We start from the raw sequence: 21,047 nt of genomic DNA, 5'->3' as shown, positions 1-21,047 counted from the left end.
CTCAAAAGACATCTGGAACTAAACAAATGTTAATCCACTTTTTTTGCCTCAAAAAGGGACTTTTTCGCCTTTTTTGAGCGTTTTCCGCAATTATGACCGTCCTCTTTGCCATTACGACCGTGCTAATGTGTAGTGCACTCGGCACCTCGCGAAGATTAGCACGGTCGTAATGGCGATTATGACCGTCCTAATTGAAAAGAGGACTGTTTTCATGGCAAAAAAGCCCCTGAATTTCCTTGCGATATTTGGGACGCCGTCCGTTTTATTTTCAAATAATCGATTCTCCGGGAGTTAAGCTTTATCACATTGTCGGCGTTTCCGTCTTTCGGCAATCAAATTGCACGCTTTTCGGAACGGGCTGCGCACCTCGTTTTTCCTATTGTCAGGAAGGGGAGTTTAAACCGTGAAAAGAGTCAATCTAAAATCGATCAGAATTTCGGACGAAATAGAAAAACGTCCGAAATGGGGGTTATTGTAATATTCATCAGATTTGCAGGAGGTTCAAAACTTGCCAGAAGTGAACCAAACAGACTTCATAGGGGTGGTTCGCGAACCGCCTCATTAGAAGATAAGGGGATGTCTAAAAAGGATTTTGCAAAGGAAATTGGTGTGAGTCCTTCCCGTGTTAGCGATTATTTGAATGGACGGTCTGAACCGACCTTAAAAATAGCGCGTATGATATGCAAAGTTCTGAATATTCCTCCTGCGGTAATATTAGGTTTCTGAGCAACTGTTGCGCGTTAGTAAAGAATAAAGAAAGTGCCCTCAAAAGCTATACAGCAGCTTTTGAGGGCACTTTTATTTTGGCATACTGAACGTTTTTATTCGCCTTTCTCAATCTGTTCCTGCACGATTGCGTCTACGACGGCAACAGTAGTCAGGTTCAGGATGTCGCGCGTAGAGCTTTCTACGTCAGTGAAGTGGATCGGTTTGTTCAACCCCATCTGGATCGGGCCGATCGTTTCGGTGATGCCTAACGTATCCAGCAGCTTGTAGGCGCTGTTGGCTGAACTCAGGTTCGGGAATATCAGCGTATTGACATCCTGGCCTTTCAGCTTGTTGAACGGATACATTTCGTCGCGCAGCTTCTTATCGAGGGCGAAGTTAACCTGCATTTCGCCGTCTACCATCATCTCCGGATAGTTCTTGTGCAGATAGTTGATCGCATCGTGAACCTTCAGCGGGCTACCCTGCTTGTCGGAACCGAAGTTCGAGTATGACAGCATAGCCATAACAGGCTCATGGGCGAAGAACTTCACTGCGTCTTCGGTCAGACGGGCGATGTCGATCAAGACTTCCGTCGACGGGTGGCGGTTGATCAGCGTGTCGGCAATGAAGAATGTACCTTTCTTGCAAGTCAGGATGTTCAGTGCACCGAAATGCGTGTATGACGGACGGATACCGATGATCTGTTCTGCCATCTTGGTTACTTCGGAATAGCGGCTGTAGACACCCGTTACGAATGCGTCGGCGTCGCCTGTGGCAACCATCATCATACCGAATGCATTACGGTCGACCATCTTTTCACAGGCCTCGGCATAGGTGACGCCTTCGCGGGCCTTCTTTTCCGACAGGATCTTGGCGTAGCGGTGGCGGCGTTCCGTTTCGCGATCGTGGCGCAGGTTGACGATTTCGATGCCTTCCAGGCTGATGCTTTCTTCTGCGGCAATCTTGGCCAGGCGCTCTTCGTTACCCAGCAGGATCGGAATACAGATACCTTCGGCCTTGGCTTCGGCAGCGGCTTTCAACATATTGACATGGTTGGCTTCGGCGAATACCACACGTTTCGGATTGGCTTTTGCCATATCGGTGAAGCGGCGGAGCAGTTTGTTGTCATATCCCATCATTTCGCGCAGATGGTTGGCATAGCCGTCCCAGTCGGTGATCGTCTTGCGGGAAACGCCCGATTCGATAGCCGCTTTGGCAACTGCACAGGAAACACGTGTCAGCAAGCGCGGGTCGAGCGCTTTAGGCAGGATGTAATCACGTCCGAAAGTCGTCCGTTTCAGCTTGTAGGCGGCGTTCACAACGTCGGGGACCGGTTCTTTGGCCAGTTCGGCGATTGCGTAAACGGCAGCTAACTTCATTTCTTCGTTGATTGCCTTGGCGTGTGTGTCCAATGCGCCGCGGAAGATATAGGGGAAACCTAATACATTGTTAATCTGGTTCGGATAGTCCGAGCGGCCTGTCGCAAAGATGATATCGTCGCGCGAAGCCATTGCGTCTGCATAAGAGATTTCCGGGTTCGGGTTTGCCAGTGCAAAAACAATCGGGTTTTCGTTCATGGAACGGACCATATCCTGCGTCAGGACGTTGGCTACGGACAGGCCGAGGAACACGTCGCAACCGACGACTGCTTCCTGCAGTGTCTTGATATCGCGGTCGGTGGCAAAGAATTTCTTCGATTCGTTCAAGTCCGTACGATGTGTAGAGATAACGCCTTTACTGTCACACATGATAATATTTTCCTTCTTGGCTCCCAGCATGATGTACAGCTTCGTGCAAGAGATGGATGCGGCTCCGGCTCCGTTCACGACGATCTTTACATCTTCGATCTTCTTACCTGCAATTTCCAATGCATTGATCAGGCCGGCACCGGATATGATTGCCGTTCCGTGCTGGTCGTCATGCATCACCGGAATATCCAGTTCCTCTTTCAGGCGTGTTTCGATCTTGAAACATTCCGGAGCCTTGATATCTTCCAGGTTGATACCTCCGAAGGTAGGAGCGATGGCTTTTACCGTTTCGATGAATTTATCCGGGTCTTTCTCGTTGACTTCGATGTCGAACACGTCGATGCTGGCGAATATCTTGAACAACAGTCCTTTCCCTTCCATAACCGGTTTGCCAGCCAATGGGCCTATATCACCTAATCCCAATACGGCCGTTCCGTTTGAAATTACGGCAACTAAGTTTCCTTTAGATGTATATTTATAGGCATCCAGCGGATTCTTTTCGATCTCCAGACAGGGTTCTGCTACGCCGGGCGAATAAGCCAGCGACAAGTCTGTCTGTGTACTATAGGGTTTGGTGGGAACGACTTCAATCTTTCCCGGCTTGCCTTCCGCATGATAGCGGAGAGCTTCTTCTTTAGTAATCTTAGCCATAGACTTTATAGTTTTTATATTGTTATGTGTCTTTTGAAAATCGAGCACAAAAGTAACAAATTATTATGATAATGGTATCGATTGCTTACATTTAGTTGCTGTCCTTCCTCCTGTTTTTATGGAATATAGTATTGCAGATGTCAGGGATTCGTCTTATCTTTGTCGCCTTGACTGAATAGGGAATAGGATGTGAAACAGGTAATTGTGAAATACATGAAATGGTTGCTACCGGTGCTCTTCATTGCGTACTATGGTAGTGTTTCCTTCTTTATACACGTCCATATCGAGCATGGAACGACAATTGTCCATGCGCACCCGTTCAAGAAAGCAGCTGACGGAACCTGTCATCATCACGCCTCCCTTTCGGAAATCCAACTGTTCCATTTGCTGACAACCGTCAATGTGGAGGACGGGGCTGTCCATCCGTTACAGCTACATTTCTATGCTATACCGATTTATAAGATAACCGAACGTCCGGTCTATCCGGACCATTTGATCCCTGTCCTGGGGAAACTGTCGCTTCGCGCACCTCCTGTCGTTTAATAAAATATTGGGTTATTCTGTATTTCCATTTGACAATCTGAATGTGTTTTGTCAGTGGAAGAGATTTTTCATGCCTAAATCTCTATTTTATTAAAAACGAACGAAATGAATAAATTTATTACGCTTACGTTATGCCTGTGCTGTCTCTTTACAGTAATGCGGGCAGAGGGCGATCCGGCTTTGAATCCGTCGGACGCAAATATTGTCGGTCATGTATTAGACAAGAAAACCGGCGAACATCTTTCTTTTATTACAATCTTTCTGAAAGGAACGACCATCGGGACTTCGACTGATGCGACAGGCCATTATTATCTGAAGAACCTGCCGGAAGGCAAATTCACCATCGTTATGAAGACGATGGGGTATAAAACGGTTGAGAAGCCTGTGACACTGAAAAAGGGCAAGACGCTGGAAGTAGATTTTGAAGCGGAAGAGGAGGCGATGTCGCTCGACGGAGTGGTCGTTTCCGCAAACCGGAATGAGACGACACGCCGTATGGCACCATCCCTTGTGAACGTGTTGGACGCAAAGACGTTCGAGACGACGCATTCGACTTCGTTAGCCGACGGCCTGAACTTCCAGCCGGGTGTGCGTGTGGAAAACAACTGCCAGAACTGTGGTTTCCAGCAGGTGCGTATCAACGGTCTGGAAGGACCCTATACGCAGATATTGGTGGATAGCCGTCCGATCTTCAGCGCATTGACCGGAGTCTACGGGCTCGAGCAGATTCCTGCCAACATGATCGAACGTGTCGAGATCATGCGTGGCGGCGGTTCGGCTCTTTTCGGTTCTTCGGCTATTGCCGGGACGATCAATATCATCACGAAAGAACCTTTGCGCAACTCGGCCCAGATCGCCCACTCGCTGACGATGATCGGGGGAGACCGGCCGGATAACAACACGACGTTGAATGCTTCCCTTGTGACGGACGACCATAAGGCGGGTATTTATATCTTCGGCCAGAGCCGCCATCGTTCGGCTTATGACCATGACGGAGACGGCTTTTCCGAACTCGGCCAGTTGGAGGCGCGTACGGTTGGTTTCCGTTCTTATCTGAAAACAAGTACTTATTCCAAATTAGGCTTCGAATATCATAACATCAGCGAATACCGTCGCGGTGGCGACCAGATCGGCCGGCCGCCCCACGAAGCCTGGGTGGCGGAACAGACCGATCACAGCATCAACGGCGGCGGCCTGAAGTTCGATCTTTTCTCCAAAGACTACAAGCACCGTCTGAATATATATACTTCCGCACAGCATACGAACCGTAAGAGCTATTACGGTACGAACCGAAATTTGGATGCATACGGGCATACGACGGATATGACGTTTGTCGGCGGTTCTCAATATTCTTATTCTGCGGATAAGTGCCTGTTCATGCCGGCCGAGTTTACCGGAGGGCTGGAATATAACTTCGATGAACTGAAGGATGAGATGTTAGGGTATAACCGCGTTGTGGATCAGACGGTCCATATCGGTAGCCTGTTCCTGCAGAACGAATGGAAGAATGAGAAATGGAGTTTCCTGGTCGGCGGCCGTTTCGACAAGCATAACCTGATCGATCATCTGATCTTCAGTCCCCGGGCAAATATCCGCTTCAATCCGACGCAAGACATTAATTTGCGTCTATCCTATTCCAGCGGTTTCCGTGCTCCGCAGGCGTTTGACGAAGACTTGCACGTGGCGGCTGTCGGCGGCGAGGTGGCGATTATTCAGCTTGCCGATGACCTGAAAGAGGAGAAGTCGAAAAGTATCAGTGCCTCGGCTGATTTCTATCATCGTTTCGGCGCTGTCCAGCTGAATTTCTTGGTAGAAGGTTTCTATACCGATTTGAACGATGTGTTCTTCCTGCAGGAAAAGGGACACGATGACAAGGGCAATCTGATATTAGAGCGCCGCAATAAGGATGGCGCACGTGTGATGGGACTTAACCTGGAGGGAAAGATGGCCTACTCCTGGATGCAGTTTCAAGCCGGGGCAACGATCCAGCGCAGCCGTTACAAAGAAGCTTTGACCTGGAGCGAGACGAATCCGGATCTTCCGGCTCAGAAGAAGATGTTCCGTACGCCGGATGTGTATGGTTATTTCACATCTACTTTTACTCCGGTAAAACGCCTGGCCGTTTCCTTGACCGGAACCTATACGGGCAGTATGTTAGTGCAACACCTCGCCGGCTACATTCCGGAAGATCGGGAAGAGAAAACTTCCGACTTCTTCGATTTGAATATGAAGGTGTCCTATGATTTCCCTTTATATAAGTCGGTGACGTTACAACTGAATGCCGGTATTCAGAATATCTTCGAAGCATATCAGAACGATTTCGACCAGGGAAAGGATCGCGACTCCAAATATATTTATGGACCGGGAACTCCAAGGAGCTACTTTGTTGGGTGCAAGATCAGTTACTAAAGACAAAAGTCCGGTAAAGTGTAAAACCTTTATCGGACTTTTGTCTTTTATTTCAATCGCTCGTTCATGTTTTCTGGATTTTGGCTGTTAGGCCAAATATCGGCAATGTAGACTGTGTCTTTTTCTACATAATAGATAATCTTGTGATTGCGGTGCTCAACAAAGGAACGGTAGTTCTTTTTGTATGCCTTAAGTTCTGGTTCCTCTTTTCCCATATAAGGATTCTGTTCTAAAACAGCAACAACATCATTGATACCCTGCATAAATTTTCCTGCAGCTGATGTTCCCATCTTCTTTTTATACCAGAGTATGATGCTTTTATATTTTGTTAAGGCTTTACGTTTCCAGTGTATTTTCATTTGAGCCATTCTAAAGCTGCTTTTTTCACTTCTTCATGGGTGTAATAAACCGGATCGTTCTCAGCTTCAATGAGCCGTCTAACTTTTTCTTCATGAGTTAATGGTTTCATTGCATTTTCGATTTTTTCATCAGTGACGATATCTATGTCATCGAGAATAGCTCTTTCCTCTTTCACATGATGGCGATTGTGGATAATTCTTTTGACGTATTTCTTCACCTTAACAAAACTTTCATTGTCAAGCCTGGCAATCTGGTTGAACAGTTCGAGCTGTTCTCCTTGTAAATTCATTGTATTCATATCTTTACTTATTTTGGTTGTATAACGTTTACAAATGTAGCTCTTTTCCGGCAGGAAAGAAATTATTTCATTGTAAATTAATGCGGATCAGTTATTAAGATGTAAAACAGTAGTACGGTGGCTGGTCAACTGTACTCGGCGGGGTGCTGCCCTCTCGAAGCCGGATAGACTGTGCCGGCTTCGGTAAAGTTGTTGGCGATTTCCATACCACCCGTACCTCTTGTCACCCCAAGTTGTTATTGAGTGTTGTAAGTTTCATAAACTCTTGTTGATCTCTTCAATATAATTCAGGATTTCATCCCGTCCTTCTTTCTTCTCTGAAGAGGAGAGAAGGATGGGAGGGAGTTCTTCCCATGATTCCAGCAGTTTTGTCTGATAAGCTTTCAGGTTTTCCTGTAGGCGGCTTTTGCTGATCTTGTCGATCTTTGTGAAGATAAGGGAGAATGGAATACCGTTCTCGCCCAGCCATTCCATGAATTCCAGGTCTATCTTCTGCGGTTCGTGGCGGCTGTCGATCAGGACAAAAAGATTCGTCAGCTGTTCCCGTTCCAGGATATAATCTTCGATGATCCGCTGGATATTATCCCGCCCTTCTTTTCCCCGTTGGGCAAAGCCGTAACCGGGAAGGTCGACCAGATACCACTGCCCGTTGATAAGAAAATGATTGATAAGCATTGTCTTACCCGGTTTCTGCGAGGTCATGGCAAGCCCTTTCTTTCCGGTCAGCATATTGATGAGGGAGGATTTGCCAACATTACTTCGCCCGATAAAAGCATATTCCGGCAGATTGCCTGCGGGACATTTCTTCACGTCTGTGTTACTGATAACAAATTCTGCGCTTTTGATTTCCATGTTGTGAATTCTGAGTTGTGAATTATGAATTATGAATTATGAATTGTGGGAATCCTTTTTGTGTTCAGGGAGCTTAACCATAGTCCTAAGAAGGTCAGGCCGCCGTTTAGCATAAGCATTTCATACCCGAATACATATCCTGTATATTGCTTCACTAAATAGTCCGTAGCAAAACAGAGCAACGGCGAAAGGATACATATGTAAGGAACGAACTTATCACGCGGCTGCAGCTTCGTGAACAATCCAAAAACGAATAATCCCAGTAAAGGGCCGTAGGTGTAGGAGGCAATCATATAGATCGCATCGATCACACTCCGGCTGTTTACGGCCTTAAAGATAAGAATAATTATCGCAAATAAGGCAGAGATCATCAAATGAACCGCCAGACGGGTACGCTTGGCAGTTTGTGCCTGTTCCTTTTCCACCCCTAAAATATCGATACAGAAAGAGGTGGTAAGCGCTGTCAGGGCGGAGTCGGCACTGCTGAATGCGGCGGCTATGATACCGATCGTAAAGAAGACCAGGATCGAGTGTCCCAATATCCCGGATGTGCAAAACATCGGGAGGATATCATCGTTCATCGCGGGCAGTTCGATATGCTGCTGGGATGCGAGTGCCACCAGCAGGACGCCGAGCGAAAGGAACAGGAAGTTGACCGGCGTGAAAGCGAAGCCGTAGGTGTACATATTCTTCTGCGCATCTTTCAGGCTTTTGCAGGAGAGGTTCTTTTGCATCATATCCTGGTCGAGCCCCGTCATGACGATCGTGATAAAGATACCGCTGAAGAATTGTTTTACGAAATGCTGCGTGCTGTGCCAGTCGTCGAACTCGAAGATACGGAAATGCGGACTTGCCTGCAAGGTCTGCACCATACCGCCGAAATCCAGCTGCATCTTGTCCTTGACCTGCCAGATAATCACGATCAGCATCGCGACCAGGCATAATGCCTGCAATGTGTCCGTCCAGATGATCGTCTTGATACCGCTCCGGTAGGTGTACAGCCATACCAGGAAAATACTGATCACGACAGTGACGGCAAACGGTATGTTCCAGGTGCTGAATACGTAATGTTGCAGGATCAGCACGACCAGGTAAAGCCGTGCCGCCGCGCCTACGATCTTGGAAAGCAGGAAAAAGGAAGCACCTGTCTTATAACTGTGCCGCCCGATCCGGTCGTCCAGATACGAGTAAATGGTGGTCAGTTGTAATTTATAGTAAAGCGGCAACAGCACTTTGGCAATCAGGATATATCCGAAGAAGAACCCCAGGACTGTCTGCATATACGTCATGTCTATGCTGCGCACCATCCCCGGAACAGACACGAAGGTAACGCCCGAAAGCGACGTCCCGACCATCCCGATCGACACGATATACCAAGGCGATTTGCGGTTACCGAGGAAAAAAGCTTCGTTGCTGGTACTCTTCCGTCCCGTGATCCAGGCTATCAGCAGGAGGATGCCGAAATAGGCGGCTATGATAAAGAGGATGATGTAGCTGTTCATTGCTTGTTAGAAATTTACGGCAAAGATAGCGCAAATCGAATGCAGAGGCAAATTTATTTGACTATGCTCTTTTCGTCGATAGAATATTAGATTTCGCAGGGAAATTTTAGCTTTTTATCTAATTTGTTTTGCGTATGTGATTAATTTCTTGTTCCTTTGTATCAGCTGGAGCTCGGGAGAGTTAAGGCGACCGGTTTACAAGACCGGAGACAAATAGGTAAACACAATAAAGAAAAGGCTGCGATCTTCGGATACGCAGCCTTTTTGATTAATACCTTTTTTCAATGGACGCTCCGGGGAAGTAATGCGAGAGAATCTGGCGGTAATCATATCCCTGGGCGCTCATCATGGCTGCCCCGATCTGGCAAAGCCCTACGCCATGTCCCCAACCTGCGCCGGTCAGGACGAACCGGCCGGGAATATCGAGCCGGATATCTTCCTTGTCCACGACGAAAGCCGAACTGTAGAGATGCGTTTCCGACAGCGTGCGGCGTATTTCCAGTTCCTTGCCGATTGTAAAGCTACGGTGCGTCCCGACAATCTTCAGTAGGTCGATACGTCCGGAAGTACCGCGGCTAACCGGGATGAGGTCCAGTATCTGCCCGAAATCGATGCCGCTCTTGCGATGCACCAGTTCGGCCAGTTCTTCCTGCGTATAAGATACTTTCCAGCGGTAGAAGTCTGTCGTTTCCTGGTCGTAGTTGTTCAATACCTGGCTGAGGATTTCCTTGTCGGATGTATTGCAGAAAGCTTCGGGTGCAGAACGTATCCATTTCTCCGCCTCTTCTTCCTTTGTTAGGTCTGGGAAGGTTGTGTCGCGGCTGTCGCGCAGGGCTGCCAAATAGGAGTGGGGAACCGGTTCCCAGCAATGTTCGAACTGCTCGGTGACGCCTCCGCAACATTTTGAGAAGCGGGCGTCGCAGATCATTTCGCCATCCGTCAGTATTTCGCCGCGCGTCTCATGAACGACTTTCTGTACGATCGGAGTGGAGGCACGAGTAATGCCTTGGTAACGCTGGCAATGGTCGTCGGCACAGACATCGAATATCTCGTGGTCTTCGCGGTCGTACCAGCGTATCAATTGCTCGTTGTCGCGGTAGTAGCTCTGCTGCTTTTCCTCTTTTCCCGCCAGGCGGAAGTTCTTTTCTACTTGTGCGAGGAGCCAGCTGCGCGAGATGACAGCATGCGCTTTCAGCAGCTCTTTCGAGGCTCCGGCGCTCATCTCCGAAGAGATTACGCTCGTCAGATACTCCTCCACGTCTATCTGGTTGATGACAACGATGCTGTCCTTGCAGGTGACGAGGTTAAAGGCTCCCTTGAAGCACTGGTCTTCCTGCCGCTGCCAGTGGAAGTTGCGGCCTATAGTGACTGCCTTCAGTTCGAAGGACGAGGCGGGGGAGGCGGGCTCGAAGAAGAGCTCTTTGTATAGCTTGCCGTTGAAGACAATGTTTCCGCCTACAAACAATACACGTTGTTCTCCGGTCAGGAACTGACCGGTTTCCGTATGCACATACTCCCCATGAAATACAAACGAGACGGCCTTCTCACGCATGATGCCGACATTCACTACAGGTGCTTCCATATTAATAATTATTCAATGTGTAAATGTGCCAATGTGCCAATGAAAGATCGTGATTGGCACATTTAGTGCAACGTCACATTGGCACATTTGCATATTATTTCTTAGCTTTTAATGAACTTATCGCCAGATAGGACATTAACATGATATACATTACAACAGCTATCACCCCCGCAAAGTTGCTTTCCATCCACTCTTCATTCACAAGATTTATACCGCCGAAACGCATTGTAGCACTCACTACACCCATCAAAGCTCCACCGGCAATGAAACCGGAGGCCAGCAATGTCCCTTTTTCAAGGCGTGCATTGTTCAATGCCTGGTCTTTGCTGCGGCTGCCCACGTACCAACTGATAGCGCCTCCGATCAATAGCGGCGTGTTCAGTTCCAGCTGGATAAACATACCTAACGAAAAGGCCAGTGCCGGAATCTTGCAGATGTTCAGGATAATTGCCAGTACGGCACCGATGGCATATAAAAGCCAGGGAGCGCCCGACCCGCTCATCAGCGGTTCGATCACGGCCGCCATGGCGTTGGCTTGCGGAGCGGCCAACTGTCCGCTCGTGAAACCGTATGACTGGTTCAGGACCAGGATGACGCCGCCTACAGTGGCTGCCGAAACTAATGTCCCGAGGAATTTCCAGCTTTCCTGCTTGGCGGGTGTGCTGCCTAACCAGTAACCGATCTTCAGGTCGGTGATGAAACCGCCGGCCATCGACAGTGCCGTACAAACCACGCCTCCGATAATCAGTGCCGAAACCATACCGGCTGTCCCTTTCAGTCCGACAGCTACCAGGATGATGGACGACAGGATCAGCGTCATCAGCGTCATGCCCGATACCGGGTTTGTCCCTACGATTGCAATCGCGTTGGCTGCAACAGTTGTGAAGAGGAATGCGATGATACCGACAATCAGCAGTCCGATCAGCGCGTAATACCAGTTATCCAATACACCGAAATGGAAGAACAAATACGTTGCGATCAACGCTACAAAGATGCCGATAGCGATTACTTTCATCGACAAGTCCTTCTGTGTCCGGAGCTCTTCCGTCTGCACAGCGCCCGTCTTTCCTTTCAGCTCTTTGGCTGCCAGGCCGACTGCGCCCTTGATGATTCCCCATGAATTGATAATACCGATCACGCCTGCCGTCGCAATGCCGCCGATACCGATGTGGCGCGCATAGGTCGTAAAGATCTGTTCCGCACTCATGCTTCCCACTGTCGCCGTGATGGCGTCGTTGCCGAACGTCAGCACTTCTGCGCCGAAGAACGCGGACATCAGCGGAATAATCACTAACCAGACGAGGAACGAGCCGGCACAGATAATAGCCGAATACTTCAACCCGATGATATATCCAAGCCCTAAAACGGCCGCACCTGTGTTTACCTTAAACACAACCTTAGCCTTTTCGGCCAGCATTTCGCCGACCCCGACGATGCGCGTGCTGACGGTTTCGCTCCACCAACCGAACGTCGAGACGATAAAGTCATACAGCCCGCCGATCAAACCGGCATAGATAAGCGGTTTGGCCTGATTGCCCCCTTTTTCTCCGGACACCAGTACCTGCGTGGTTGCAGTGGCTTCCGGGAACGGATACTTGCCGTGCATCGTCGAAACGAAATACTTCCGGAACGGGATCAACAGCAGGATGCCGAGGATTCCGCCCAACAGTGAGCTCATAAACACTTCGAAGAAGTTGATCGTTATCTCCGGATATTTGTCTTGCAGGATATAAAGCGCGGGAAGCGTAAAGATAGCACCAGCCACGATCACCCCGCTGTTCGCCCCGATAGACTGGATAATGACATTCTCGCCCAGTGCGTTCTTCCGTTTAAAACCGCTCGACAGTCCGACAGCTATAATCGCAATCGGGATGGCCGCCTCGAATACCTGTCCGACTTTCAGCCCCAGGAAAGCTGCCGCCGCGCTGAATATAACGGCCATGACCAGCCCCCAGAATACGGACCAGGGTGTTACTTCCCGATATTGTTTGTCGGGCGACATGATGGGTTCGTAGACCTCACCTTCTTTCAATTCTCTATAGGCATTTTCCGGTAGCCCGCCCACCTTTTCTTCGTCTTCCTTCTTCACGGTGTTTACTTATTTAGTTAGATTTAATTTGAATACACTTATCGCTTACTGATTAATCACGCAAATCTACACTATTTCTCAATAAGAAGCAAGAGGAAAGACTGCGGTGAAGTAGAGTTTTGTCTACGATCCGTTAACTCTTTCCTTACTACAGATAAACCGTTCGCTTGGCGGTGAACGATCGTCCGCTTGGTGGTGAACGATCGTCCGGCGGCCGGCGAACGATCGTCCGCCGCCAAGCGGACAACTAAGGGAATACATGGAAAGAGTTAATGCATAAGGAAGATTTTGCTTATCTTTGCGCAGAAAGAAGATAAAAGGAATGAATCAGAAATATCCATCTGTCTTATTGGAAAATGCAGTGAACGAGTTGTCGTCCTTGCCGGGCGTAGGGCGGAAGACTGCGCTCCGTCTGGCTTTGTACATGCTCCGCCGGGATGCCGGATATACGGAAGGCTTTGCCGCCGCTTTGGTGGCGCTTCGGCGGGATGTGAAATACTGCAAGGTATGCCATAATATATGCGATGAGGACATCTGTTCCATCTGTGCCGACCCGCAGCGCGACCGTTCGACGGTTTGCGTAGTCGAGAATATTAAAGAGGTAATGGCGATCGAGAACACCGGACAGTTCCGGGGCGTCTACCACGTCCTGGGCGGCATCATCTCGCCGATGGACGGGATCGGACCGGGCGACCTGCAGATCGACAGCCTTGTGCAGCGTGTGGCGGACGGCGAAGTGGGCGAAGTGGTCTTGGCACTCAGTACGACGATGGAGGGCGACACCACCAACTTCTTCATCTATCGCAAGCTATCGCCATATGACGTAAAGATTTCCGTCATTGCCCGCGGCGTTTCCATTGGCGACGAGATTGAGTATGCCGACGAAATAACCTTGGGCCGTTCCATCGTGAACCGCACCAGTTTTAATGATTCCATAAAGATATGAAACTATCAATAGTCATAGTCAACTATAATGTAAAGTATTTCCTCGAGCAATGCCTCTGTTCGGTCCGCGCCGCCGTCCGGGGCATGGAGGCGGAAGTGCTGGTGGTCGACAACCATTCGACGGACGGTTCCCTCGAATACCTCCGCCCGCGCTTTCCGGAAGTGACCTTTATCGAGAACTCCGATAATCCCGGCTTTGCAAAAGCCAATAACCAGGCGATCCGGATGAGCAGCGGCGAATATGTCCTCCTGCTGAATCCCGACACCGTGATCGGAGAGGAGAGCCTGCGTTCCCTCTGCTTCTTCATGGACGAACATCCGGAAGCGGGCGGGATAGGCGTGAAGATGTTGGACGGACACGGAGCGTTCCTGCCTGAGAGCAAGCGGAGTTTTCCGTCGCCCTGGGTCTCTTTCTGCAAGCTGTTCGGGTTGTCTAAACTGTTTCCCCGTTCCCGCGTGTTTGCCCGTTACAGCCTTCCGTATCTGAGCGAGGAGAAGCAGCATAAGGTGGAAGTCTTGGCCGGCGCGTTTATGTTCCTCCGGCGTGAGGCGCTCGACAAGGTGGGGCTGCTGGACGAGTCGTTCTTTATGTATGGCGAAGATATAGACCTGTCGTACCGGATTGTGCAGGGAGGCTATAAGAACTATTACATTCCCGAACGCATCCTCCATTATAAGGGCGAGAGTACGAAGCATGGCGACGTCAAATATGTGAAAGCGTTCTACGGTGCGATGCTGATCTTCTACCGGAAATATTATCCGCATTCCGGTTGGCTGATGGGCTTGCTGATCCGGCTGGCTGTCCTGTTGAAAGGTTCGCTGTCTGCGCTCGTCGGCCTGCTGGGACTGAAGCGGAAACCGCGCTCACGCCATCGCCGCCTGCTGATCCTCTGCCGCGAAGAGATGTTCGAGGAGGTGAAAGCCGCCTGCGTCAAGCGGATGCCGGAGTTGGAGTATGTCAATCTCTGGGACTTGGATGAAGAGCGTGTGATGGATGCCATCTGCCGCCGCAACCAGATGAAGCGTTTCACCGATTTAGCTTTCTGCTATCCCGATGCGCGCTTCGAGCAGATGCTTCTGCTGATGGACAAGATGGTGGATAAGAAGATCTCTTACCATATATATAATAAGGAAAGTAAAAAGTTGATCTGATGGAATTGTTGTCGAACGAAACTATAAGCCTTCGCGCTCCGGAACCGGAAGACCTGGAGTTGTTATATCATTGGGAGAATAATCCCGAATGGTGGGGATTGGGAAATACGTTGGCGCCTTATTCGCGCTATCTGCTGAAAGAATATATTGCCGAATCCCACCGGGATCTGTTCGACCTGAAACAATTGCGCCTGATGATCGACTATCGTCCGACCGGAGCAACTGTCGGGATGTTGGACCTGTACGATTTCGAGCCGCATCACCGGCGTGCCGGAGTCGGCATCCTGATCGATCCTGTTTATCAGAAGAACGGCCTGGCAACGGAGGCGCTCGGCCTGTTGATCCGCTATGCCTTCTCTTTCCTTAAACTCCGTCAGCTATACGTGCATATTCCGGTTGGCAATGAAGCCAGCAAAGCGTTGTTTACCCGTTGCGGCTTCACCGTGACAGGCATACTGACAGACTGGATAGCCACTGAAGACGGCTATTCGGACGTACTGGTTATGCAACGTATCAATAAATAAGCGTGTAAATGAGGGGCGGGGATCAGTTCAGATAAGGATCTTTCGGATACTTAGTCCAAGTTTCATATTGGCTGCCGAGCGATTCGAGCGAACGCTTCCAGAAATCTTCGCCCTCGGCAAGCAATACGTTCCGGTTGGAGGCATGGCTCACAACCCATGAGTTCTTGGAGATTTCATTCGTCAGCTGTCCTTCCTGCCAGCCGGAATAGCCCAGGAAGAATTTCACTTTCCCATCGATCGGATGCCCGTTCTGAATGTAGCGCAACAGCGCATTGAAGTCTCCATCGAAGTAGAGATGCTCGTTGATCTTGACCGAATTCGGAATAATCATATCTCCCAACGAATGGATAAAGAACAGGCGGTTTGCACTGACCGGACCGCCTAAGTAGATCGGCATATCCGGATACTTCTTCAAGTCCTCAAAGAATGTGTTGACCAATAGTTCGGTCTTTTTGTTCAGGACGAGTCCCATCGAGCCTTCCGGTGCATGTTCCACCAGCAATACAACGGAACGTTGGAAATAGGCGTCTTGCAGGAAAGGTTCTGATATCAGTATGCTTCCCTGAGCCGGGAGCACATCATTATGTGTTATTTTAAATATGTTGTTATACATTGCCATAGCGGGACTTTAACTTGCTGGTTAATAATAAAACTGCGACAATATATAGCTTTTGGGTTAAAGAAACAAATGAAAAACCGGGCTTCCGTGTTAATGTATATTAAACAGAAGCCCGATTCGTGTTAATTATGCCGTGTGATTCTCTTTGAAGAGCTTCAGGCGCTCTTCGAGGAGTGCATACTGATGCGGTTTGATAAAAGAGGTGCAGGCGCGCAAGCCTTCCTGGTTACTTCCCGTCGTGCTCAATGAGATGGCGCTTACTCCGTAGTAAATGAGTTCTTCCATCAATTCGCCTCCGGTCATGCCCGGATAGGAGATCGTGAAGTAGAACCCGTCGGCAATCGGCTCGTCCAAGTCGTGGTCGTACACGATCCGGAAGCCGTAGTCCGTAAATATCTTCTTGAGCTTTTCCGCCCGGCGTCCGTATTCCTTCACTTCCGAAATGAAGTCGAACGTTCCGTCTGATGCCGCCTTGAACATGGCTGCCAGTGCAAATTGCGCCGAATGGCTTGTTCCGGACGACATGGCATAGAGTACGCGGTGGATGTACACCGTTCCGAATGTGCCTCCGCCGTAACGTTGTGTCAGTCCCGGATAGGCGCGGTGATAGAGTTTGTCGGAGATTGCTGTTACACCGATGCGCTGGCCGGCATAGCTGAAGGCTTTGGAACCGGAGATTTGCAGGATGTAATTGTCCGTATAGCGTGCGACTGTTGCCTGATAAGGCGCCTCAAACGGTTTTCCGAGTGGCTTGCGGAAGTCCATAGCGAAGTAGGCGAGGTCTTCGATTACAATCGTGTCGTATTTATTCGCCATCTCTCCGATAATCTTCAGTTCTTCTTCTTTCAGGCAGAACCAGGCGGGATTGTTGGGATTGGAGTAGATCATGGCGGCGATGTTTCCTTTGGAAAGATACTGTTCCAGTACTTCACGCAGCTTTTCTCCGCGGTATTCATAAACGTCGAACGATTCATATTTATAACCCATCACCACGATCTGCTGTTTCTGCACAGGGAAACCCGGGTCGATGAACAGGATCGTGTCTTTTCCTGGCGTGCATTGTCCGCTGACCAGGAACGAAGCGTATGTTCCCTGCATGGAGCCGGTCACGGGCACACAACCTTCCGGTGCGACGTCGATATCGATAAACGCTTTGATGAAGCGGGAGGCTTCGGCTTTTACTTCCGACGTCCCGTTGATATTCGGATAGATGGATGCAACGCCGTCTTGGAGTGCCTTGATCTCGGCATCGACGCCCACTTGGGCGGCTTTGAGGCCGGGAACACCCATTTCCATGTGGATAAATTCTGTTTTTGTCTCTTGTTCGAGTTGTGTGGATATCGCAACAACCTCACGTATTGTAGCTTTCCCGAAGTCGGGAAGTCCGTAGCCATCGATTATTCGTCTGGCAGTCTGATAATCTACAGGAGTATTCTTCATGATTACTATTATTTATATGAAGGGCAAAAGTAGGAAAATAATCTTTCCGAAGTAAATATTTGTCATGAAACTATTGCAAGATTCAAAATAATATCTACCTTTGCACCGCAATCAAGAGAGATCGCACTAAACTTTGGTTCGGTAGTTCAGCTGGTTAGAATACATGCCTGTCACGCATGGGGTCGCGGGTTCGAGTCCCGTCCGGACCGCTTTCAAAGAAAGCAAAATAAAGAAAAGCTCTGTAATTAATAATTACAGAGCTTTTTTATTATGGGAATATGATATCTTTTCAGAACAGGAAGCCAAGTGAGAAACTCATTATATTCGTACGCTTGTCGATGCTGAGCGCTCCTTCCTTGTTGGAGGCGTTATTGTTGATTTCGTGGAAGTCGGATGCAACTTCGTTCAAGCCGAATTCATAGCTGAAGTCAAAAAAGAGACGCCAGATGCTGACTCCTAATCCGGCGGCAAGGCTGATACCGAAAGGCGTACTGTTGTCTACAAACTCGCGGGGCATGTCTGTCAGGCTCGTACTGTAGCGATTCTTATAATTGTATTTGATATTAGGGCCGAACATCATGCTTAACGCATAAGGGCCTTCTTTGACCAGGTAATAGCCGACCATTACCGGTAATTCCAGTGTGGCTGCCTTATAGGTGATCCTGTTTTTGCTTACAGGGTTTGGGGCGAGTGGTCCGTCAAGCGGAAAGTTGTCTTCCTGTGGAATGTTGAAGCGGATATCGCCTTCCGAATATTGCCAGGTAAGGCTCGGCTGTATGTAAAAACGATCGATATTCACACGTGCGAATACCGAAGCTTGGTAACCTACCTTATATTGCAGACGTATGTCTTCCATCTCCACATCATCGATTGTCAGGGAGTTGACAATAGGAAGGGCTGCGTTCATTCCGACTTTTCCTCCCCAGTTGAATGTCTTGTCTTTTATGGAGATAAACTTCTGGGCATTTACCGGAAAGCAGAGTGGAAGTATCAGCAATAGCAGGTAAATCTTCTTCATCTTTATTTTTTCTTTTTGACCGACCAGCCGAACTTACCGACAAAGTCGCCCAATCCATAATACTTGCCATGGGAATATGCCAACAGATCGGCGCGTTGCATATCGAAAGCCCCTGTCTCCGGATCTAAATATTTGTCGTCGGCCTGAACGTTTACCACATCGGCGATAAACATATCGTGGCTTCCCAACGCCATAACCTCTTTCACCCGGCATTCGATACAGAGCGGACATTCTTCTATGATCGGGGCATTGACAACCGAGGCTTTGCCGGGCGTCAGTTTCATCTCTTCAAACTTAGCGTGGTCCCTGCCGGAGTTGACACCGCACCAATCGGTTGCATAAGCCAATTCCCGGGTTGTCAGGTTGATGACAAACTCCATATTCTTTTTCAGGATCGGATAGGAGTGACGTTCCGGACGTACGGATATATAACACATCGGCGGATTGGTACAGATCGTACCGACCCACGCGACGGTTATTATATTATATTCTGAAGGCTCTGAGCCACAACTTACCATTACCGCTGGTAAAGGGTAGATCATCGTGCCGGGCTTCCAGTCGTGTTTCATACAAATTATTTGATGATAATATCTTCTTTATTGATCTTACGCTCGCAATAATGACATCTGATCGTGCCTTTTTCCTTGTCGATCACATCGAAGCGGGTTGGCATCGGTTCATTATTGGTGATGCATTTCGGATTGTTACATTTAACCAGACCAACCAGTTCGTCCGGCAAAGTAACCGTCTTCTTCTCTACAACTTCATAATCGCGGATAATGTTCAGGATCACATTCGGGGCGATCAGGGCGATCCGGTTGATTTCCGCATCGCAGAAGAACTTGTCGGAGATCTTGATTACACCTTTACATCCCATTTTGTTACTGTGGAAGTTGTTGCCGATTGTGATTGTATTGTCCATGTTTTCCAGTCCCAGCAATTTAGCTACTTTAAACAACTGGCTGGGGGGGATATGATCGATGGCCGTACCGTTTTCTAAAGCGGCGACCTGTAATTCTTTTTTCTTTTCTGCTGACATAGCTTTATAATTGAAAATGGATAATTGAAAATTGAAAATTAATGAACTGGGTTCTTATTCTTCAACAGGGATTCCCAATACTTCACAGATGATAGCCTGGCGGGCAAACAATCCGTTGCGTGCCTGCTGGATGTAGTAAGCCTTGGGATTGTCGTCCACATCATAAGCAATCTCGTTTACACGAGGCAGCGGATGCAGGATGCGCAGGTTTTCGCGACTGTTTTTCAGCATGTCGTTCTTCAGGATATACACATTCTTCACGCGTTCGTATTCTTCAAGGTCGGTGAAGCGCTCGCGTTGTACGCGGGTCATGTACAGAATATCCGTTTGGTTGATGATCTCTTCCGTAAATTCGGTATATTCATTGTATTTGATGCCGTGTTTATCGCAGAAATTCTTTTGTTCGTCCGGCATGCGGAGTTCGTTCGGAGCGATAAAGTTGAATGTCGGATTGAAATGGGACATCCCTACGATCAGCGAGTGCACGGTACGTCCGTATTTCAGGTCGCCCACCATCGTGATGGTCAGGTCGGTCAGCTTGCCTTGTGTCTTTTGGATGGAATACAAATCCAGCATGGTTTGTGAGGGATGTTGGTTTGCACCGTCTCCGGCATTGATGATAGGGATATTTGTTACCTCCGAAGCGTAGCGGGCAGCGCCTTCCAGGTGATGGCGCATAATGATCAGGTCGACATAGTTGCTTACCATCAGGATGGTATCTTTCAGTGTTTCGCCTTTGGAAGAACTGGTCGTGGATGCATCGGAGAAACCGACCACACGTCCGCCCAACCGGTTCACGGCAGTCTCAAAACTGAGACGGGTACGGGTGGAGGGTTCGAAGAACAAGGTCGCTGCAACTTTGCCTTCCAGCACCTTACGGTTCGGATTCGCTTCAAACTTCCTGGCGTTATCCAGAATACGAAGAATGTCCTCTTTGGTACATTGATCGATAGAAACTAAACTTTTACTTTTCATTGTTGTGTATATTCTGTCTTATGCGTACAAAAGTATAAAAAAATGCATAGACAATGTCATGGCTTCTGTTATTTTTCTCCGTATTTCCTGTTTGAGGCTTTTTGCTGTAAATATGCGAATATTTGCCATTTATTCCGTAAAAAAGAACACTCTGTTTGTGATATATAGTTATATATTTGTGTGACAGTAATTAAGATAAGGTGCACTATTATTATTTATCCATATTCACAATTAATAATAGGCCTTGAAACCGAACACCTGACTGGCTTTAATTAAAACTGTAGGCTATGATTTAAAATACCATTCAGTAACAGAGGATAATTGCGGTGCTTGCGTATAAAAAACAATTAGTTAGTAGCCCTCTGTGCTGAGTGGTTATTTTATATCTTTTCGACAAAGTACGGATAATTCAAATTTTGCCGGATATGGGACAATCAATTATTATTTAGGGGGGCTTATTGTAAAAAACGTATTTTTCAAGAGAAAAAGAGGGTTGAATCCAAACAAATGTTAATCCGCTTTTTTGACCTCAAAAAGGGACTTTTTCTACTTTTTTGAGTGTTTTTCTCCATTATGACCGTCCTCTTTGCCAC

Annotated in this window: 18 protein-coding genes, 1 tRNA gene and 1 pseudogene; 7 read left to right on the top strand and 13 right to left on the bottom strand. The window is 48.4% G+C overall.

Annotated elements, in window-relative coordinates; genetic code table 11:
* Window positions 1–558 precede the first annotated feature (558 nt).
* A pseudogene (locus DWU89_RS21020) lies at window positions 559–726 on the top strand (helix-turn-helix transcriptional regulator); the annotation flags it as partial.
* 95 nt (window positions 727–821) lie between these two features.
* On the opposite strand, the gene DWU89_RS06065 reads toward DWU89_RS21020, so the two are convergent.
* The gene (locus DWU89_RS06065) at window positions 822–3,107 is read right to left on the bottom strand and encodes an NADP-dependent malic enzyme (RefSeq protein WP_115498746.1); all 2,286 of its coding nucleotides are present in this window, start codon (window positions 3,105–3,107) and stop codon (window positions 822–824) included.
* A gap of 213 nt (window positions 3,108–3,320) precedes the next feature.
* Here DWU89_RS06065 and DWU89_RS06060 point away from each other — a divergent pair, with 213 nt between their 5' ends.
* Window positions 3,321–3,650 (top strand): hypothetical protein, encoded by a 330-nt coding sequence (locus DWU89_RS06060; protein ID WP_222940340.1) that lies wholly within the window; start codon window positions 3,321–3,323, stop codon window positions 3,648–3,650.
* A gap of 105 nt (window positions 3,651–3,755) precedes the next feature.
* Window positions 3,756–6,059, top strand: coding sequence for a TonB-dependent receptor (locus DWU89_RS06055; RefSeq protein WP_115498744.1), 2,304 nt, complete (start codon window positions 3,756–3,758; stop codon window positions 6,057–6,059).
* A gap of 47 nt (window positions 6,060–6,106) precedes the next feature.
* Here the strand turns inward: DWU89_RS06055 and DWU89_RS06050 are convergent, their stop codons facing one another.
* The 6 genes from DWU89_RS06050 to DWU89_RS06025 form a co-directional block, all read right to left on the bottom strand.
* Window positions 6,107–6,427 (bottom strand): type II toxin-antitoxin system RelE/ParE family toxin, encoded by a 321-nt coding sequence (locus DWU89_RS06050; protein WP_115498743.1) that lies wholly within the window; start codon window positions 6,425–6,427, stop codon window positions 6,107–6,109.
* Entirely contained in the window at window positions 6,415–6,717 is a 303-nt protein-coding gene (locus tag DWU89_RS06045; protein ID WP_115498742.1) for a hypothetical protein, read from the bottom strand. The genes DWU89_RS06050 and DWU89_RS06045 overlap by 13 nt, the downstream gene beginning before the upstream one ends.
* Window positions 6,718–6,972: 255 nt before the next feature.
* Window positions 6,973–7,569, bottom strand: a complete 597-nt coding sequence (gene yihA, locus DWU89_RS06040) for a ribosome biogenesis GTP-binding protein YihA/YsxC (protein ID WP_115498741.1) — start codon at window positions 7,567–7,569, stop codon at window positions 6,973–6,975.
* Window positions 7,570–7,598: 29 nt separating this feature from the next.
* Window positions 7,599–9,071, bottom strand: a complete 1,473-nt coding sequence (locus DWU89_RS06035) for a sodium:solute symporter (RefSeq protein WP_115498740.1) — start codon at window positions 9,069–9,071, stop codon at window positions 7,599–7,601.
* 268 nt (window positions 9,072–9,339) lie between these two features.
* Complete coding sequence (locus tag DWU89_RS06030; RefSeq protein WP_115498739.1) at window positions 9,340–10,653, bottom strand: SpoIID/LytB domain-containing protein; 1,314 nt, start codon at window positions 10,651–10,653, stop codon at window positions 9,340–9,342.
* 94 nt (window positions 10,654–10,747) lie between these two features.
* Window positions 10,748–12,742, bottom strand: a complete 1,995-nt coding sequence (locus tag DWU89_RS06025) for an OPT family oligopeptide transporter (RefSeq protein WP_115498738.1) — start codon at window positions 12,740–12,742, stop codon at window positions 10,748–10,750.
* Window positions 12,743–13,064: 322 nt separating this feature from the next.
* Here DWU89_RS06025 and recR point away from each other — a divergent pair, with 322 nt between their 5' ends.
* Genes recR through DWU89_RS06010 form a run of 3 tightly spaced genes read left to right on the top strand, consistent with a single transcriptional unit; the run spans window position 13,065 to window position 15,363 of the window.
* Window positions 13,065–13,688 carry a recombination mediator RecR gene (gene recR / locus DWU89_RS06020; RefSeq protein WP_115498737.1) on the top strand — a complete coding sequence of 208 codons (624 nt, stop codon included), beginning with the start codon at window positions 13,065–13,067 and terminating at the stop codon, window positions 13,686–13,688.
* On the top strand, window positions 13,685–14,839 hold the full coding sequence (locus DWU89_RS06015) for a glycosyltransferase family 2 protein (RefSeq protein ID WP_115498736.1): 1,155 nt from the start codon (window positions 13,685–13,687) through the stop codon (window positions 14,837–14,839). The genes recR and DWU89_RS06015 overlap by 4 nt, the downstream gene beginning before the upstream one ends.
* The gene (locus DWU89_RS06010) at window positions 14,839–15,363 is read left to right on the top strand and encodes a GNAT family N-acetyltransferase (protein WP_115498735.1); all 525 of its coding nucleotides are present in this window, start codon (window positions 14,839–14,841) and stop codon (window positions 15,361–15,363) included. Before DWU89_RS06015 ends, DWU89_RS06010 begins: the two co-directional genes overlap by 1 nt.
* Before the next feature lie 22 nt (window positions 15,364–15,385).
* Here DWU89_RS06010 and DWU89_RS06005 read toward each other — a convergent pair whose 3' ends face one another.
* Window positions 15,386–15,982 (bottom strand): YqgE/AlgH family protein, encoded by a 597-nt coding sequence (locus tag DWU89_RS06005; RefSeq protein ID WP_115498734.1) that lies wholly within the window; start codon window positions 15,980–15,982, stop codon window positions 15,386–15,388.
* A gap of 126 nt (window positions 15,983–16,108) precedes the next feature.
* Window positions 16,109–17,422 (bottom strand): aminotransferase class I/II-fold pyridoxal phosphate-dependent enzyme, encoded by a 1,314-nt coding sequence (locus tag DWU89_RS06000; RefSeq protein ID WP_115498733.1) that lies wholly within the window; start codon window positions 17,420–17,422, stop codon window positions 16,109–16,111.
* 135 nt (window positions 17,423–17,557) lie between these two features.
* On the opposite strand from DWU89_RS06000, the gene DWU89_RS05995 reads away from it, so the two are divergent.
* Window positions 17,558–17,631 (top strand) — tRNA-Asp (locus tag DWU89_RS05995).
* An 80-nt stretch (window positions 17,632–17,711) separates the two neighbouring features.
* On the opposite strand, the gene DWU89_RS05990 is transcribed toward DWU89_RS05995, so the two are convergent.
* The 4 genes from DWU89_RS05990 to pyrB are packed head-to-tail and all read right to left on the bottom strand — an operon-like array spanning window position 17,712 to window position 20,454.
* Entirely contained in the window at window positions 17,712–18,440 is a 729-nt protein-coding gene (locus DWU89_RS05990; RefSeq protein WP_115498732.1) for a porin family protein, read from the bottom strand.
* Window positions 18,441–18,442: 2 nt separating this feature from the next.
* A complete protein-coding gene (locus DWU89_RS05985) occupies window positions 18,443–19,009 on the bottom strand; it encodes a flavin reductase family protein (protein ID WP_115498731.1) in 567 nt (188 codons plus the stop codon).
* Window positions 19,010–19,014: 5 nt separating this feature from the next.
* Window positions 19,015–19,479: an aspartate carbamoyltransferase regulatory subunit gene (gene pyrI, locus DWU89_RS05980; RefSeq protein ID WP_115498730.1), complete on the bottom strand. Its 465-nt coding sequence runs from the start codon at window positions 19,477–19,479 to the stop codon at window positions 19,015–19,017.
* Between the two features lie 54 nt (window positions 19,480–19,533).
* Window positions 19,534–20,454: an aspartate carbamoyltransferase gene (gene pyrB / locus DWU89_RS05975; protein WP_115498729.1), complete on the bottom strand. Its 921-nt coding sequence runs from the start codon at window positions 20,452–20,454 to the stop codon at window positions 19,534–19,536.
* Window positions 20,455–21,047 lie beyond the last annotated feature (593 nt).

Source organism: Parabacteroides acidifaciens (assembly GCF_003363715.1).
GTDB lineage: Bacteria > Bacteroidota > Bacteroidia > Bacteroidales > Tannerellaceae > Parabacteroides > Parabacteroides acidifaciens.
Note: the sequence above shows the minus strand (reverse complement) of the source record. Positions and strands in the feature narration are given on the sequence as shown.

Excerpts from the sequence above, each read along its gene's own strand:
- DWU89_RS06065 (WP_115498746.1), bottom strand. The coding sequence starts at position 3,107 with ATGGCTAAGATTACTAAAGAAGAAGCTCTCCGCTATCATGCGGAAGGC.
- DWU89_RS06060 (WP_222940340.1), top strand. The coding sequence starts at position 3,321 with ATGAAATGGTTGCTACCGGTGCTCTTCATTGCGTACTATGGTAGTGTT.
- DWU89_RS06055 (WP_115498744.1), top strand. The coding sequence starts at position 3,756 with ATGAATAAATTTATTACGCTTACGTTATGCCTGTGCTGTCTCTTTACA.
- DWU89_RS06050 (WP_115498743.1), bottom strand. The coding sequence starts at position 6,427 with ATGGCTCAAATGAAAATACACTGGAAACGTAAAGCCTTAACAAAATAT.
- DWU89_RS06045 (WP_115498742.1), bottom strand. The coding sequence starts at position 6,717 with ATGAATACAATGAATTTACAAGGAGAACAGCTCGAACTGTTCAACCAG.
- yihA (WP_115498741.1), bottom strand. The coding sequence starts at position 7,569 with ATGGAAATCAAAAGCGCAGAATTTGTTATCAGTAACACAGACGTGAAG.
- DWU89_RS06035 (WP_115498740.1), bottom strand. The coding sequence starts at position 9,071 with ATGAACAGCTACATCATCCTCTTTATCATAGCCGCCTATTTCGGCATC.
- DWU89_RS06030 (WP_115498739.1), bottom strand. The coding sequence starts at position 10,653 with ATGGAAGCACCTGTAGTGAATGTCGGCATCATGCGTGAGAAGGCCGTC.
- recR (WP_115498737.1), top strand. The coding sequence starts at position 13,065 with ATGAATCAGAAATATCCATCTGTCTTATTGGAAAATGCAGTGAACGAG.
- DWU89_RS06015 (WP_115498736.1), top strand. The coding sequence starts at position 13,685 with ATGAAACTATCAATAGTCATAGTCAACTATAATGTAAAGTATTTCCTC.
- DWU89_RS06010 (WP_115498735.1), top strand. The coding sequence starts at position 14,839 with ATGGAATTGTTGTCGAACGAAACTATAAGCCTTCGCGCTCCGGAACCG.
- DWU89_RS06005 (WP_115498734.1), bottom strand. The coding sequence starts at position 15,982 with ATGGCAATGTATAACAACATATTTAAAATAACACATAATGATGTGCTC.
- DWU89_RS06000 (WP_115498733.1), bottom strand. The coding sequence starts at position 17,422 with ATGAAGAATACTCCTGTAGATTATCAGACTGCCAGACGAATAATCGAT.
- DWU89_RS05990 (WP_115498732.1), bottom strand. The coding sequence starts at position 18,440 with ATGAAGAAGATTTACCTGCTATTGCTGATACTTCCACTCTGCTTTCCG.
- DWU89_RS05985 (WP_115498731.1), bottom strand. The coding sequence starts at position 19,009 with ATGAAACACGACTGGAAGCCCGGCACGATGATCTACCCTTTACCAGCG.
- pyrI (WP_115498730.1), bottom strand. The coding sequence starts at position 19,479 with ATGTCAGCAGAAAAGAAAAAAGAATTACAGGTCGCCGCTTTAGAAAAC.
- pyrB (WP_115498729.1), bottom strand. The coding sequence starts at position 20,454 with ATGAAAAGTAAAAGTTTAGTTTCTATCGATCAATGTACCAAAGAGGAC.